Annotated in this window: 14 protein-coding genes; 9 read left to right on the top strand and 5 right to left on the bottom strand. The window is 71.9% G+C overall.

Annotation, left to right across the window (positions count from 1 at the left end):
* Positions 1-438 precede the first annotated feature (438 nt).
* From ABZS97_RS28905 to ABZS97_RS28890, 4 genes are all read right to left on the bottom strand, one after another.
* Positions 439-1,026 (bottom strand): hypothetical protein, encoded by a 588-nt coding sequence (locus tag ABZS97_RS28905; protein ID WP_356142161.1) that lies wholly within the window; start codon positions 1,024-1,026, stop codon positions 439-441.
* 16 nt (positions 1,027-1,042) lie between these two features.
* Positions 1,043-2,488: a PTS transporter subunit EIIC gene (locus tag ABZS97_RS28900; RefSeq protein WP_356142159.1), complete on the bottom strand. Its 1,446-nt coding sequence runs from the start codon at positions 2,486-2,488 to the stop codon at positions 1,043-1,045.
* Positions 2,489-2,504: 16 nt separating this feature from the next.
* Entirely contained in the window at positions 2,505-3,452 is a 948-nt protein-coding gene (gene murQ, locus ABZS97_RS28895) for an N-acetylmuramic acid 6-phosphate etherase (RefSeq protein WP_356142157.1), read from the bottom strand.
* Positions 3,453-3,528: 76 nt separating this feature from the next.
* The gene (locus tag ABZS97_RS28890; protein ID WP_356142155.1) at positions 3,529-4,455 is read right to left on the bottom strand and encodes a MurR/RpiR family transcriptional regulator; all 927 of its coding nucleotides are present in this window, start codon (positions 4,453-4,455) and stop codon (positions 3,529-3,531) included.
* 56 nt (positions 4,456-4,511) lie between these two features.
* Here ABZS97_RS28890 and ABZS97_RS28885 point away from each other — a divergent pair, with 56 nt between their 5' ends.
* Entirely contained in the window at positions 4,512-4,895 is a 384-nt protein-coding gene (locus ABZS97_RS28885) for a hypothetical protein (protein WP_356142153.1), read from the top strand.
* Complete coding sequence (locus tag ABZS97_RS28880; RefSeq protein WP_356142151.1) at positions 4,892-5,164, top strand: DUF4031 domain-containing protein; 273 nt, start codon at positions 4,892-4,894, stop codon at positions 5,162-5,164. Before ABZS97_RS28885 ends, ABZS97_RS28880 begins: the two co-directional genes overlap by 4 nt.
* Before the next feature lie 49 nt (positions 5,165-5,213).
* Here the strand turns inward: ABZS97_RS28880 and ABZS97_RS28875 are convergent, their stop codons facing one another.
* On the bottom strand, positions 5,214-5,888 hold the full coding sequence (locus ABZS97_RS28875) for a maleylpyruvate isomerase family mycothiol-dependent enzyme (protein WP_356142149.1): 675 nt from the start codon (positions 5,886-5,888) through the stop codon (positions 5,214-5,216).
* A gap of 47 nt (positions 5,889-5,935) precedes the next feature.
* Between ABZS97_RS28875 and ABZS97_RS28870 the strand changes: the two genes are divergently transcribed.
* The 7 genes from ABZS97_RS28870 to ABZS97_RS28840 all read left to right on the top strand — a co-directional run.
* On the top strand, positions 5,936-6,592 hold the full coding sequence (locus tag ABZS97_RS28870; protein WP_356142147.1) for a hypothetical protein: 657 nt from the start codon (positions 5,936-5,938) through the stop codon (positions 6,590-6,592).
* A 118-nt stretch (positions 6,593-6,710) separates the two neighbouring features.
* On the top strand, positions 6,711-7,946 hold the full coding sequence (locus ABZS97_RS28865) for a Cmx/CmrA family chloramphenicol efflux MFS transporter (RefSeq protein WP_356142198.1): 1,236 nt from the start codon (positions 6,711-6,713) through the stop codon (positions 7,944-7,946).
* A gap of 17 nt (positions 7,947-7,963) precedes the next feature.
* A complete protein-coding gene (locus ABZS97_RS28860) occupies positions 7,964-9,067 on the top strand; it encodes a GNAT family N-acetyltransferase (RefSeq protein ID WP_356142145.1) in 1,104 nt (367 codons plus the stop codon).
* Positions 9,068-9,532: 465 nt separating this feature from the next.
* Positions 9,533-9,832: a hypothetical protein gene (locus ABZS97_RS28855; RefSeq protein WP_356142141.1), complete on the top strand. Its 300-nt coding sequence runs from the start codon at positions 9,533-9,535 to the stop codon at positions 9,830-9,832.
* A 93-nt stretch (positions 9,833-9,925) separates the two neighbouring features.
* Positions 9,926-10,609, top strand: a complete 684-nt coding sequence (locus ABZS97_RS28850; RefSeq protein ID WP_356142139.1) for an ABC transporter ATP-binding protein — start codon at positions 9,926-9,928, stop codon at positions 10,607-10,609.
* Positions 10,609-12,771 carry a permease gene (locus tag ABZS97_RS28845; protein WP_356142137.1) on the top strand — a complete coding sequence of 721 codons (2,163 nt, stop codon included), beginning with the start codon at positions 10,609-10,611 and terminating at the stop codon, positions 12,769-12,771. The genes ABZS97_RS28850 and ABZS97_RS28845 overlap by 1 nt, the downstream gene beginning before the upstream one ends.
* A 134-nt stretch (positions 12,772-12,905) precedes the next feature.
* A partial coding sequence (locus ABZS97_RS28840; protein WP_356142135.1) for a copper homeostasis protein CutC occupies positions 12,906-13,562 on the top strand: 657 nt, incomplete at its 3' end.

Raw genomic sequence — 13,562 nt, 5'->3', positions numbered from 1 at the left:
GGGAGGGCTCGGAGGTTCTCTGGGGGTGCGGGAGCATGGCTGATGGACCGCGCTGGTCACTCAGACATCACCTGCCTCATCGGCAATGCTCTGGTCTCGCTTCTGGCACCAATCGGCGCATTTGAGTAGTGGAGTTGGGAAAAAGGCCTGGCCAGGGCTCTTTGATTCTCTCGGCTGTGCTCAAATGTTCCAATTGCGGCTGAGAGAGGGGCAGAGGTGCGTCGCCAGGGGAGGTGCTGCGGGAGCGGGTCCAGCGGATCAACCGAGAGGGCCGGCTGCCGTGAGCCCGCCTAGCCCCGGCCTCGAAGGCCTCTCGGCTGCCGTGAGCCTGCCTCGCCCCGGCCTCGAACGGCTCTCCGCTGCCGTGAGCCCGCCCAGCCCCGACCCCGAAGCGCTCTCCGCTGCCGTGACCCACCCAGGCGTCGAAGGACTACAGCTCTACAGGTTCCCCATCGGCTCGATGTCGATCTTCCGTGGCTCGCCCCAGATGCGCAGGACCTCGTAGTCGGTGAACTCGTGGACCAGGCGGTAGGACATGGCGGGCTGCGGGACTCTGCGCTGGGCGGCGAGGTAGGCCTCGGCCTCCTGGCGGTCGCGGCGTGGGGTGCCGCACAGCTGCCACGCCTGGCCGGTCCACATCTCCGGGAGCCAGCGCTGCTGGGGCTGTGGCCGGTCGGCCCGTACGCCGTAGCGGGAGTGGCTCTGCGCGGGGTCGGTGCCCCGGGCGTCGGCGCGAGCACTCGCGTACGCGCCGTTGACCTGGGAGCGGCGGGCGGCGCGGCGGCGGGTCTCGCAGAGCAGGCACAGGTCGGAGGCGTCCTCGTCGACCGGGCCCTGTGGATGCTCGGCGCAGCGCGTGGTGGGCGCCGCGCTGCTGACGCTCTCGTCCAGCAGGTCCAGCGCCCGCTTCAGGTCGGCCTTCACCTCGTGCAGCTTCGCGTCGGGGGTGTCGGTGGTCAGGGCGTCCCCGTGCTCGCCGAGGACCCGCAGGGCGCGACCCAGCTGGGTCAGTTGTGCGTGGTTCACGGTGTCCTCGTCCCCTTCACGGTGTCCTCGTCCCCTCCGCCGGGCGGTGTGCTGTCGGAACACCAGCGTCACACACGCCACTGACATCGTCGGCACTCACCTTCACCGCACCGAAGAAGTACGTCGCCCCGAACCCCACCGCGTAACCCGTCAGCAGTCCGCCCGCGTAGATCGCCGCCGTCAGGCCCAGACCCCTGTTTCCGGCCAGCAGCGGGAACAGAGCCCAGCCCGAGGGGCCGATCGCCGTGGAGCCCACCTTTTCGCCGAGCATCGAGAAGAAGCCGATGAAGGCGCCGCCCGCCGCGCCGCCCGCGCAGGCCGTGAGGAACGGGCGGCCGAGGGGGAGGGAGACGCCGTAGATCAGGGGTTCGCCGACGCCGAGCAGGCCCGCGGGGAGCGCCGACCTGATCGTCGTACGGAGGGAGTGGTCGTGGCGCAGGCGGACGTACACCGCCATCGCCGCGCCCACCTGGCCCGCGCCCGCCATGGCCAGGATGGGGAGCAGGACCGTGTAGCCCTGCTGCTCGATGAGGGTGGTGTGGATGGGGATCAGGGCCTGGTGCAGACCCAGCATCACCAGGGGGAGGAACAGGCCGCCCAGGACGAGGCCCGCGAAGGCGCCGGTGGTGGACAGCAGCCGGTCCGCCGCTGTGCCGATGGCGGAGGAGATCTCCCCGGCCGCGTACATGAGGCCGTAGAGCGTGGTCAGGCCGGCGAGGAGGACGGTGAGGGTGGGGGTGACCAGCACGTCGAGGGTTTCCGGGACCCAGGTGCGGCACCACCGCTCGACGTACGTCCCGAGGAGTGCGGCGGCCAGCGCGCCCAGCACACCGCCCTGGCCGGGCGCGAGCGTCATGCCGAACGCCGTCACCTTGGCGACCCCCGCGTACACGATGACCGCTGCCACCGCCCCGCCGAGGACCGGCGTCCCGCCGAACTCCTTCGCCGTGTTGTAGCCGACGAAGACCGCGATCAGTGACATGAAGCCGGAGGCGATGGCCGTCAGTGCGGGGGTGAGCGAGGGCAGCCAACCGGCGTTGACCAGCAGGCCGTTGAGGCCTGCGATGACTCCGCAGCCGATCAGGGCGGGGATGAGGGGGACGAAGATGTTGGCGATGCGGCGCAGGGCGAGCTTGAGGGGGGTCGCGTTGCGCCTGCGCTGGGATTCTTTCAACTGGGCGCCGCGGGCGGCCGGTTCGTTTGCACTGGTGGAGACGAGGCGCTCGAACTCCGGGGCCACCCGTGCGACCGCGCCCGGGCCCAGCACGATCTGGTACGTGTCGTCGTCGACCACGCCGAGTACGGCGGGCAGTGCCTTCAGCGCGTCCTCGTCGACCGGGCCGCGGTCCCGCAGACCGAGCCGTAGGCGGGTCATGCAGTGGGCGATGGACGTGATGTTGGCGGGGCCGCCGACCAGCGGGAGGATCGCGGCGGCCGTGGCGGAGGGGGAAGGAGTGCTCACCCCCTGAGCGTGCTCGTCAGGGCGCCGCCGCGGTGAGCGCCGCGCGCAGGTGGCCCGCGCTCTCCTCCAGAAGGCGGGCTGCCGTGGGGCCGTCCACCTCGCCCAGGATGACCAGGATCGCGTTCTTCACCTCGCCGTCCGTCGCCGCGAGGGCCTTCTCGATCTCCTCGTCGGGGGCGCCCGTGGCCAGCGCGACGATACGGCGGGAGCGGGCGCGCAGCTTCTCGTTCGAGGCGCGTACGTCGACCATCAGGTTCCCGTACGTCTTGCCGAGCCGGATCATCGTGATCGTGGACAGCATGTTGAGGACGAGCTTCTGTGCGGTGCCCGCCTTGAGGCGCGTGGAGCCCGTGAGCAGCTCGGGGCCGACGACGACCTCGATGCCGTGGTTGGCGGCGGCCGCCAGGGCGCTGCCCGCGTTGCAGGACAGGCCGATCGTCAACGCGCCCTGCGCACGGGCGTGTTCGACCGCGCCGATCGCGTACGGCGTGCGGCCCGAGGCGGAGACGCCGACCACCGTGTCGTCGGCGGTCAGCGACAGCCGCGTCAGGTCCGCCGCCGCCAGCTCCCTGGAGTCCTCCGCGCCCTCGACCGAGGTGACCATGGCCTCGGGGCCGCCCGCGATCAGGCCCACCACCTGCGACGGGTCCGTGTTGAAGGTGGGCGGGCACTCGGAGGCGTCCAGTACGCCCAGGCGGCCCGCCGTGCCGGCACCGGCGTAGAGGAGGCGGCCGCCCTTCGCCATGCGCTCCGCGATGTCGTCGATCGCGGCGGCGATGAGCGGGAGCCGCTCGGCGACCGCCGTCGGCACGGTCGCGTCCTCCGCGTTCATGATCCGGGCGATCTCCAGCGTCGCCAGCCGGTCGATCCCGGACAGTTCGGGACGGAATGCCTCGGTGGTCAGCGTCTCCAGCTCGGCTCGCAGATCGCGGTAGGGGGACGAGGCGTCGAGAGGGGAGGTCATGTACGGCGGCTCTTTCCGGTGCGCGGGTAAAGGAGAGAGGTGGGACGGCGAGACGGCAGGTGCGGGGGCGGGCGCGCTAGCGGCGGGCGCCGCCGCGCGGGCTGTGGCGGTGCGCCAGTGCCTCGTACGACGCGGACAGCGCGGGCGCCGCCGTCTCGTACGTCCGCTGGGCCACACCCACGAACAGACAGTCCACGACCAGCAGTTGGCTCGTACGCGAGGACATCGCCGCCGGTCGCAGCTCGCTCTCGCGGGCCGTGGAGGTGGTGAGGATGTGGTCCGCGTACTGCGTGACCGGGCCGTCGGGACGGCCGGTGATCGCCACCGTCGTGGCACCGCGCTCGAAGGCGACGCGGAGCGGTTCGATGACGTCTCCCGTCGAGCCCGAGTGGGTGATCGCGATCGCCACGTCCTTGGCGCGCAGCTGCACGGCGTTGGTGACGGCGAGATGCGGGTCGCTGTGCGCGTGGGCTATGAGACCTATGCGCAGCAGTTTCTGGGTGAGGTCCTGGGCGACCAGCCCGGACGCGCCCACCCCGTACACGTCGATACGGCGGGCGGCGGCGAGGGCGGTGACGGCGGCGCCGAGCTGGACCGTGTCGAGTGCGGCCGCAGTGTCGGCGAGGGTCTGCTGCTCGTCGTAGGCGAGCTTGGCGACCACGTCGGCGATGGGGTCGTCGACCGCGATGTCCGCGGTGACGGCGGGCGCGCGGCCCGACTGCTGCTGGGCGGCGAGGCCGGCGAGCGCGAGGCGCAGGTCGCGGTAGCCGGGGTAGCCGAGGAGGCGGGCGGTGCGGACCACGGTCGCCTCGCTGGTGCCGGTGAGCTCGGCGAGACCGGTGACCGTCAGGGCCGCGCAGCCGGCCGGGTCGCCGGCGACGGCCTCGGCGACGCGCTGCATGGAGCGGGTCATCGAGGGGGCCAGCGTCCGCACCTTGGCCGCGAGCGCGGCGGGGGCGGGCGGCGCCTCGCCTGCGAAAATTTCCTTCACGTCTGGGGTCACATCCTGAAAGATATTTTCCTTTGGGGGATGGGGTCAAGGGTGCGCACAATGGGTCCATGGATCCCATCAGCCCCCTTGAGCAGGCGTTGCACGCGGCTCGCGCCCTGGTGCTCGCCGATCTCGTCTCGCGCGAGGTGGCCGAGGCCGACGTCGTCTCCCTCGTCGAGGAGTCCGTCGTACAGCGCCGCTGGTGGGTCGAGCAGTGGCCGGAGGGTGCTGCTTTCGTCGCCGGGCTGATCGCCCAGGACGTCCAGGACGCCCTTCTCGAGCGGTTCGGGCGCTGGCCGCTGTGCCCCGTCTGCGTCTCCGGCGACCCGCACGCCCTGGACGTCGAGCCCGAGCTGGGACCCGACCCGCACTGGGTGTGCCACAAGGCAGGCGTCCGGGTCGCGTCGGTGGGCTCGCTGGGGCCGGCCACCGGCGGGACGTCCTCGTCGTGACGGTGTACATCGACCCGCCGACCTGGCCGGGGCACGGACGGCTCTGGTCCCACCTCGTCAGCGACGTCTCGTTCGACGAACTGCACGGGTTCGCCGCCGGGTTGGGCGTCCCACCACGGGCGTTCGAGCGCGACCACTACGACATCCCCTCGCACCGCTACGCCGATGTCGTCGCGGCCGGAGCGGTCGAGGTGAGCAGCCGCGAGGTGGTACGACTGCTGACCGACTCGGGGTTGCGCAGGCCCAAGGGGCGGGCCTGGCCGTCTTAGGGCCACTCGGCCGCAACCGGCGGGGTTCTGCGGCGTCACGCATCACGCATCACGCGAAGATGTTGAGCTCCCCCTCCCGCGCCCCCACCAGCTCGTACCGCGTCCCCACCAGGGGCCGCCCCGCGTAGAGGCGGATCAGTGTGGCGGCGTCGCCGAGGTAGCGGGCGGGAGGCCCGTCCCCCGGTACTCCCCCCAGCCGCAGCGGCTCGTCCACGTCGTCGAGGTCCGCGTGCAGCGGCACGTGGCCCTTCACCCGGGTGATCCGGGCCAGCAGGGCGAGCGCGTGCGGCAGCCCGTCACCCCCGTACGCCCCCGCGACCCCGAACGCCTCGCGCACATCCCCCGCATGCACCCACTCCCCGAGCGCCACCGGGTCGATGATCCCTCCGGCCGCGGCGATCACGGGCCCGGCCTCGGTCATCCCCCGTTCCAGCTCGTCGACGACCCGCGCATGCGACCAGTCGTCCCGCTCGGCGATGTCCCGGTCGTTCGCGGCGGGGCTGAACACGTCCTTCTCGTACCGGCTCTCCACCACCCGCATCAACGCGGACGAGCAGTGCGCCAGCACGTCCCGCACGGTCCAGCCGGGGCAGGCGGTCCGCAGGGCGAAGTCGGAGTCGGGGCGCGACCGCAGGAGGGGTATCAGCGCATCGCGCTCCACAAGCAGCAGCCGTCCGGGAAGTTCCGGATCACGTACGTCGTCGTGCGGGTCCGTAGTAGTCATGGCCCCACGCTAGGGGTGGATGCGGGGCCGCACGGGAGAATGAACGCATGGCCGATCACGACACACTGCGCGACCGCTGGCGGCGCACCCTCACGGCGGCGCGCGACGGCGCCGGCCGGCCCGACCCGTCCCCGTACGCCGACAACCTGCTGCGCCGCTGGTCGGAGCCGCAACGGCGGTACCACACGGTCGAGCACCTGGTGGCGGTCCTCGACCGCATCGACGTGCTGATCGAGGTGGAGAAGGAGCACGCCGAGGATCCGGAGGCCGTCCGTCTGGCGGCCTGGTTCCACGACGCGGTCTACCTCCCGGAACGGTCGACGAACGAGGAGCGTTCCGCGCGCCTGGCCGAGCGCGCCCTCCCGGAGGCGGGGCTCTCCCCGGCCCGTACCGCCGAGGTCGCCCGCCTGGTCCGCCTCACCGTCACACACGCCCCCGAGCCCGGCGACTCCAACGGCGCCGTCCTGTGCGACGCGGACCTGGCGATCCTGGCGGCGCCCGCGACGGCGTACGCCGCGTACACGGCCGCGGTGCGCGAGGAGTACGGCTTCGTCCCGGACGAGGCGTTCCGCTCGGGCCGGGCCGCCGTACTCAGCCAACTCCTGAACCTCCCAAGGCTGTTCACCACGCCCTACGGTGCACGGGAGTGGGAGCCCCTGGCCCGCGAGAACCTCCGCACGGAGCTGGCCCGGCTGACGGACTGACCCGCCGACACCGGCGCCCGCCCACAGGACAAGAGGGGAATGCGTCCCCACACCCCCACCGTTGGACCGTGATATGCCCGCACCCGCCGCTCGCCCCTCCGCTCCCCGCCCGCCCCGCATGCCCCTCTCCGTCTACGTCCTCGGTCTCTCCGTCTTCGCCCTGGGCACCAGCGAGTTCATGCTCTCCGGACTGCTGCCGCCGATCGCCGACGACATGGACGTCACGATTCCGCAGGCGGGGCTGCTGATATCAGCGTTCGCGATCGGCATGGTCATCGGCGCGCCGCTGCTCGCGGTGGCGACGCTGCGGCTGCCCCGCCGTACGACCCTCGTGTCCCTGATCGCCGTCTTCGGCGTGGGCCAGGTCGCGGGCGCGCTCGCCCCGTCCTACGGCGTCCTCTTCGCGTCCCGGGTGATCAGCGCGCTGGCCTGCGCCGGGTTCTGGGCGGTGGGCGCGGCGGTGGCCGTGGCGATGGTGCCGCTGAACGCCCGGGCCCGCGCACTCGCGGTGATGATCGGCGGCCTGTCGATCGCGAACGTGCTCGGCGTCCCCGCGGGCGCCTTCCTCGGCGAGCACCTGGGCTGGCGGTCCGCGTTCTGGGCGGTCGGCGCGGCCTCCGCGATCGCGCTCGTCGGCGTCGTCACGCTCATCCCCCGCATCCCGCTGTCCGCCGAGAAACCCCAGCTCAAGCGGGAACTCCGTATTTACCGCGACCCGCAGGTCCTGCTCTCCGTCGCGATGATCGCGCTCGCGGCCGGCGGCGTGTTCTGCGCGTTCAGCTATCTCGCCCCGCTGCTCACGGACGTGGCGGGCATGGACGACGGCTGGGTGCCGACCGTCCTCGCACTGTTCGGGGTCGGCGCGCTGATCGGTACGACGATCGGCGGTCGCATCGCGGACGCGCACCTCTTCGGTGTGCTGCTGACCGGCATCGCCGCCGACACGGTCGTACTGGTGGCGCTGGCCCTGCTGGGGCAGTACGCGATCGCTGCCGTCGTCCTCTCCTTCTGCCTCGGCGTGGTCTGCTTCTACACGGCCCCCGCGCTCAACGCCCGCATGTTCAACGTCGCGGGCGCCGCGCCCACCCTGGCCGGCGCCACCACCACGGCCGCCTTCAACCTCGGCAACACCGGCGGCCCGTGGCTCGGCGGCACCGTCATCGACGCGGGCTTCGGCTACGCCTCGACGGCGTGGGCGGGAGCGGCCCTGACACTGGCGGGGATGGGTACGGCGGCTGTTTCCCTGCGCCTGCAACGCCGTACGCGGGCGTCACGCGTGGTCCTGTCGGCCGACTGCCCAAACCTCCCGAACCGGACAGAGCGTACGGATAATTCGGAACGCGCCGAGCCCTGATCACCTATTCTCGCCGCATGCGAAGCATGGGTGGGGACCAGGTGGAGGAAGCCGTCGCGAGCTGCGCGGCGCTGCTGCGGACGGCGGTCGAGCGGGACTGGGAGGGGACCAAGGCAGGCCGCCTGGACTGGAGTTGCCGCGAGACGGCCGAGCACATCGCCGGTGATCTCATCGCGTACGCGGGCCAGCTGGCCGGACGCGCGACCAAGGACTATGTGCCCTTCGACATCGTCATGGAGGACGGCACCGACAACGCGGGCTACGTGGACGTGATCGAGACGACCGGCGCCCTGCTCGCCGCCACCGTGCGCACGACGCCCCGCGAGGTGCGCGCCTTCCATCCGTACCCCTTCCGCAGCGCGAACCGCGAGGGCTTCGCCGCGATGGGCATCACCGAAGTCCTGGTGCACACGCACGACATCGCGGAGGGCCTGGGCCTGGCGTACGAGCCCCCGGCCGAACTCTGCGCGGACGTCCTCGCCCGGATCTTCCCGCACGTCCGCCCCGGCGACGCCCCCTGGCCGACCCTCCTGTGGGCCACCGGCCGCGCCGAACTGCCCGGCCGTGCCCGGCTCACCGAGTGGCACTGGAACAACAACCTGGTCATCCCCGCCGAGCGCCTCACCCTGCAAGGGGTCACGCCCGCGGCCGCCGCCGACCTGTCCGCGGGCGGCACCGGCGGCTTCGACTGGGTCGAGGACGGCCCGTTCGAGGGCACCCGGTTCGCCGCCGGCATGGTCGCGAAGTCCTACGAGGCGGGTACGCACCGCCCGGAGTGGGGCATGTTCGTCCTGGTCCGCACCGAGGACGGCCGCGCGGTCGGCGGCATGGGCTTCCACGGCACCCCCGACGAGGAGCGCCGCGCCGAGGTCGGCTACGACCTGGCGGAGTCGGCCCGCGGCAACGGCTACGCCTCCGAGGCCCTCGGCGCCCTCTCCGCCTGGTCCCTCGCCCGCGAGGACGTGGACCTCCTCTTCGCCGCCATCGACCACACCAACATCCCTTCCCAGCGCGTCATTTCCCGCGCCGGGTACACCCGCGTGAGCGAGGACGTGGAGACGCACGCGTACGAGGAGAAGGGCCTGGAGCGCTCGTTGCGGCTTTACGCCCGGCAGGATTGACGGTCCGAACCCGCCCCGCACCGGTGATCAGTTCCGGTCATTCGACTTGCCCTTCGCGGCGGAGAAATCACCTCGCGGAGCGTCTGGAAGCCCAAGAAACGCTACGTTCCGCTTGGACTCCACGGCGCGGAAACCCGGGAGAAGGTGCTCGCTGAAAGCTGTTCCGCTTGGCACTGCCCTCGGCCGTTCGAGGGCGGCCTGAAACGTACGAGAGTTTCGATCCCGCGATGGCGTTCTTCGGCCAACGCGGCTTTAGAACATGACCCCTGTGCGTTACCTGTGTGAATGTTGCGACAACTGGGAGTAACAGCGCGGAACCGCGGCATCGGCGCCATGGCGCGGTAACCCGGGCTGCCTGTCGGCCACTTGACCACGGCCGAAGACGAGCCATTTGGCACAGGAGGGGAACACAGAGTGTCGAGACTCAAGTTCATTGCCGGAGCGTTCCTTGTTGCAGGTCTTGCGTTGCCCACGGCCACGGCCGTTGCAGCCGACTCCTACGGTGGCGGTGCCCATGCCTGGTCGCCTGCCGACGGTGGCGACAGCGGGAAGATAGCCGTCAAGGACGGCAGCAGTGACGGCGACCCGGCGAAGGCGGAGTACTACCGGACGGCCAGTTCGGAGACGAAGCGAACCCTGTGGAACCACAGCGGCCCGGGAACGACCGTCTATTCCGGTGACGGGTCCAGGATCTACAAGTTCAAGGCCTGCGACGAGAACGAGGGCACGCCGGACGACTGCGCGGCGAGCTGGACCATCCCGTAAACCGGATCTCCACATCGCATCTGCCGCACCAGCCCGTCCGGGCTGGTGCGGCGTTCCCGTTTTCTCGACTCCTGCGACAAAAGGCTAGTTTCTGTGAAACAAAGTGATGCGTCCGGGCTCCACGTGAGCGGTCTGTGCTACCAGGTCGAGGGGCGCATTCTTCTCGACCACGTCGAACTGTCCGTGGCGCCGGGCGAGTCGGTCGCGGTGACCGGGCCCAGTGGTTCCGGCAAGTCGACCCTGCTCATGTGCGTCCTCGGGCTGATCGAACCGCAGGCGGGCACCATCACCGCCGGGGGGCGGGAGATCACCGGGCTCGGGTCCGGGCAGCTCGCGCAGGTACGGCGGGAGACCATGGGCATGGTGTTCCAGTTCGGCGAACTCCTCCCCGAACTAAGCCCGGTGGAGAACGTCGCCCTGCCGGTGCTGCTTGACGGGGGCCGCCATCAGGACGCGTACCGCGATGCGAAGGAACTCCTCGACGAGCTCGGCGTCCCCGCCGACTCCACCCCCACCGGCATGCTCTCCGGCGGCGAGCGCCAGCGCACCGCCGTCGCCCGCGCCCTGATCACGGCGCCGGAGGTCCTCCTGGCCGACGAGCCCACCGGCGCCCTCGACCCCGACGCCAAAGAGGGCGTCGCCCAGCTGCTGTTCAGCGCCGCCCGCGACCGGCGCTGCGCGCTGCTGCTGGTCACGCACGACCTGTCGGTGGCCGGCCGGGCCGACCGCCGCCACGAGCTGCGGGGCGGGATCCTGGCCGAGGCCGGGGTCGTGTGATGGGCAGGAACCTCCGCCTCGCGGGCAAACTGATCAGGATCGGCCTCGCCGCGGGTCGCTCCGCCCCGGGTGACCGCCTGCGCCGGTGGGGTCTGTTCGGCGCCGCGGCCGCCGTCGCGCTGGTCACCCTGGCGACCGTGGCCGCCTTCGCCACCTACGACGGCCGCGAGACCAGGGCGGACGCCAGAGGCTCGGTGATCACGGGCAGTGTGCGGCATGCCGCACTGCTGTACCGGGAGGGTGCCGACTCCGTCGGCAGCACACCCGTGTCCATCGTGTTCGTCCACCCGCTCACCCCCGATGCCCCCGTCCCCGCGGGTGTGACCCGCTGGCCGAAGCCGGGCGAGGTCCTGCTCTCACCCGAACTCGTCAGGACCGGGAAGGGGGAAGGGGTTCTGACCCGGTACGGAAAGTTCGCCGGGACCATCGACCCCGACGGTCTGGTCACCCCGTCCGAGCGGTTCGCCTACGTGCGGGTGGCCGGCACACCGCCGAAGGACGATCACCGGTGGATGCCGGTGTCCGCCTTCGGAAGCGGCGGTGGAGCGACGGGGGAGATGGCCGACCAGCGGCCCGTGAGCTCCCCTGTCGTCGGGCTGTGGTTCCTGGCCGGGGTGCCCGCCCTCGCCCTGACCGTGGTCGCCGCGCGGGCCGGCTCCCGTACTCGTGACCGGCGCAGCAGCCTGCTGCAGGCGCTGGGCGGGACCTGGCGGCACCGGATGCTGGTCAACCTGGGTGAGGCCGCGGTCCCTGCAGCCCTGGGAACCTTCGTCGCGCTCGTCCCGTACACCGCCGCCTCCGTGTGGGACACAAGACTTCCCCCCACCGGATACCTTCTCGATCACCGCGACCTGGCGGCCGCATGGCCCACCGCCGTCGCCTCGGCCGCCGTGTCCCTGCTGCTGGTGCTTGGCATCGTCGTGGGCACGCACCGAGTCCACCGGGACGGCAGGTCCACTCGCCCCGCCTCCTTCACCTCCCGCGTTCCCGCCTGGCGTCTGGTCGCCTGCGGTGTCGGTGCCGCACTGGTCCTGACCAGCCAGTACATGCCCAGGAGGGCACAGGTCTTCGTCTTCACCGCCGGGACGGCCATCATGTGGGCCTTTCTCTCCTCCGTCGTAGCTCTCGTCACCCGCCATCTGGGCGCCTGGCTCGCGGGCAACGGGCGGCGGAGCGGACACGCGGGCCGGCTGATCGGCGGACGCTGGACGCACGCGCATCCCGGCGTCATCGTGCGTCTCGCGCTGGCCATGGTGATCGGCATCGGGGTTGTCGCCCAGATGCAGGTGTGGACCAGCAGGCTCGGACTGCACTCGCACGCGGCCGTACTCACGCACGATCGGATCAAGGACACCGTGATCGAGGTGTCCACCGGCGGTATGACCGCCGCGCAGGCCGACCGGTTCCGCTCGTCCCTCCCGCCCGGATCGGCGCTGCTGACCCGCACCTTCCACGATCCGGGGGCGCCCAGAGACCCGTGGGTGACGCTCGCGGGGCCCTGTCGCGACCTGCGCACCCTGCACGTGGCCTGCGCCGATGGCAGCGGGACGGCGAGGGCGAGCAGCACTCAGGTCGACGAGATGCGCCGTTGGTACGGCGACCTCAGGTTCGGGCAGGTCCCCCGGGTCACCGTGAAGCCGGACGGTACGCAGTCCCTCCTGGTCGTGACCCCGGCACCGGGGCAGCTCTCCGCGGTGAAGCAGGCCGCGTACACGCTTCCCGATCCTTCGGTGCAGGTCCAGGCGCTGGGCGGGAACTGGCTCGGGTCCTCGCGCTCCCACCTGGCGAACTGGATCCAGTTGTACGGTCTCACCGGCATCCTCTTCATCCTCGTGGCCGGTGCGGTGAGCGCGGCGGCCGAGTTCGTACGGATCCGGCACGTTCTCGCCCCGCTGTCCGTCCTGACCGGCAATCGCCGGGTGTTCCGGTCCGTGACCTCGTGGCATCTCACCGTGCCCCTGCTGATCGCCACCGTGGTCGCCGGGGCCGTGACCGCGTGGCACTCGGTGTTCTTCATCGCCCTGGTGCAGGAGGGCTCCGTGTCCTGGCCGGTCCTGGCAGCCGGCGTCGCGGCGTGTGCCGCGGTCTCCCTGACCGTGGGGTTCCTCGGCGCACGCGCGGCGGCACGCGAGGCTGACCAGTGGCGGCCGGCGGCCGACTGACCGGCCGACGGGCATTCGGGGTCGCTCACGGCGCCGCCATCGGCGTGATCTTCTCGCGGTGGGCCCCGGGATCGGCGTAGGCTGGGATTGGACTAGACCTGTAGCCGCCCCCGAGTCCCAAGGGAAGAGGTCCTATGAGCGAGCGTGCAGTCCTGGAGGTGATCGCCCTCGGTGTGGAGGACGCGGTCGCCGCCCAGGCCGGAGGCGCGGACCGCCTTGAGCTGGTCACCGACATGGCCGCCGACGGTCTGACCCCGCCGGTGGAGACCTTCACCGGCATCCGCGCCGCCGTGGACATCTCGCTGCGCGTGATGCTCCGCCGCGCGGACGGCTTCGCGGCCGGGGACGTCGACGCGCTCGTACGCGTCGCACGGGACCTGCGCGCGGCGGGCGCGGACGAGTTCGTGCTCGGGTTCCTCGACGAGCACGGCGGCCCCGACCTGCCCGCCGTGGAGCGGATCGTCGCCGAACTGGACGGCTGCCGCTGGACCTTCCACCGTGCGATCGACCGGTCGGTCGACCGCGACGCCCTGCGCAAGCAGCTCGCGGACCTGCCGGGCCTGGACGCCTATCTCACCGCGGGCGCCGCGTCCGGCGTGGACGAGGGCCTGGCCACGCTCGTCGCCGAGGCCGCCCGCCGCGGCGAACCCGGATACGAGCCGCGGATCATGGTCGGCGGGGGCCTCCGGCTCGACCACGTCCCCCGTCTGCGCGCCGCGGGCCTCGACGCCTTCCACATCGGCGGCGCCGCCCGGCCGGGCGGCTGGTCCGCCCCCCGCGAGGTGGGCGGC

Source organism: Streptomyces sp. NPDC005485, assembly GCF_040606085.1.
Lineage (GTDB): Bacteria > Actinomycetota > Actinomycetes > Streptomycetales > Streptomycetaceae > Streptomyces.
Note: the sequence above shows the minus strand (reverse complement) of the source record. Positions and strands in the feature narration are given on the sequence as shown.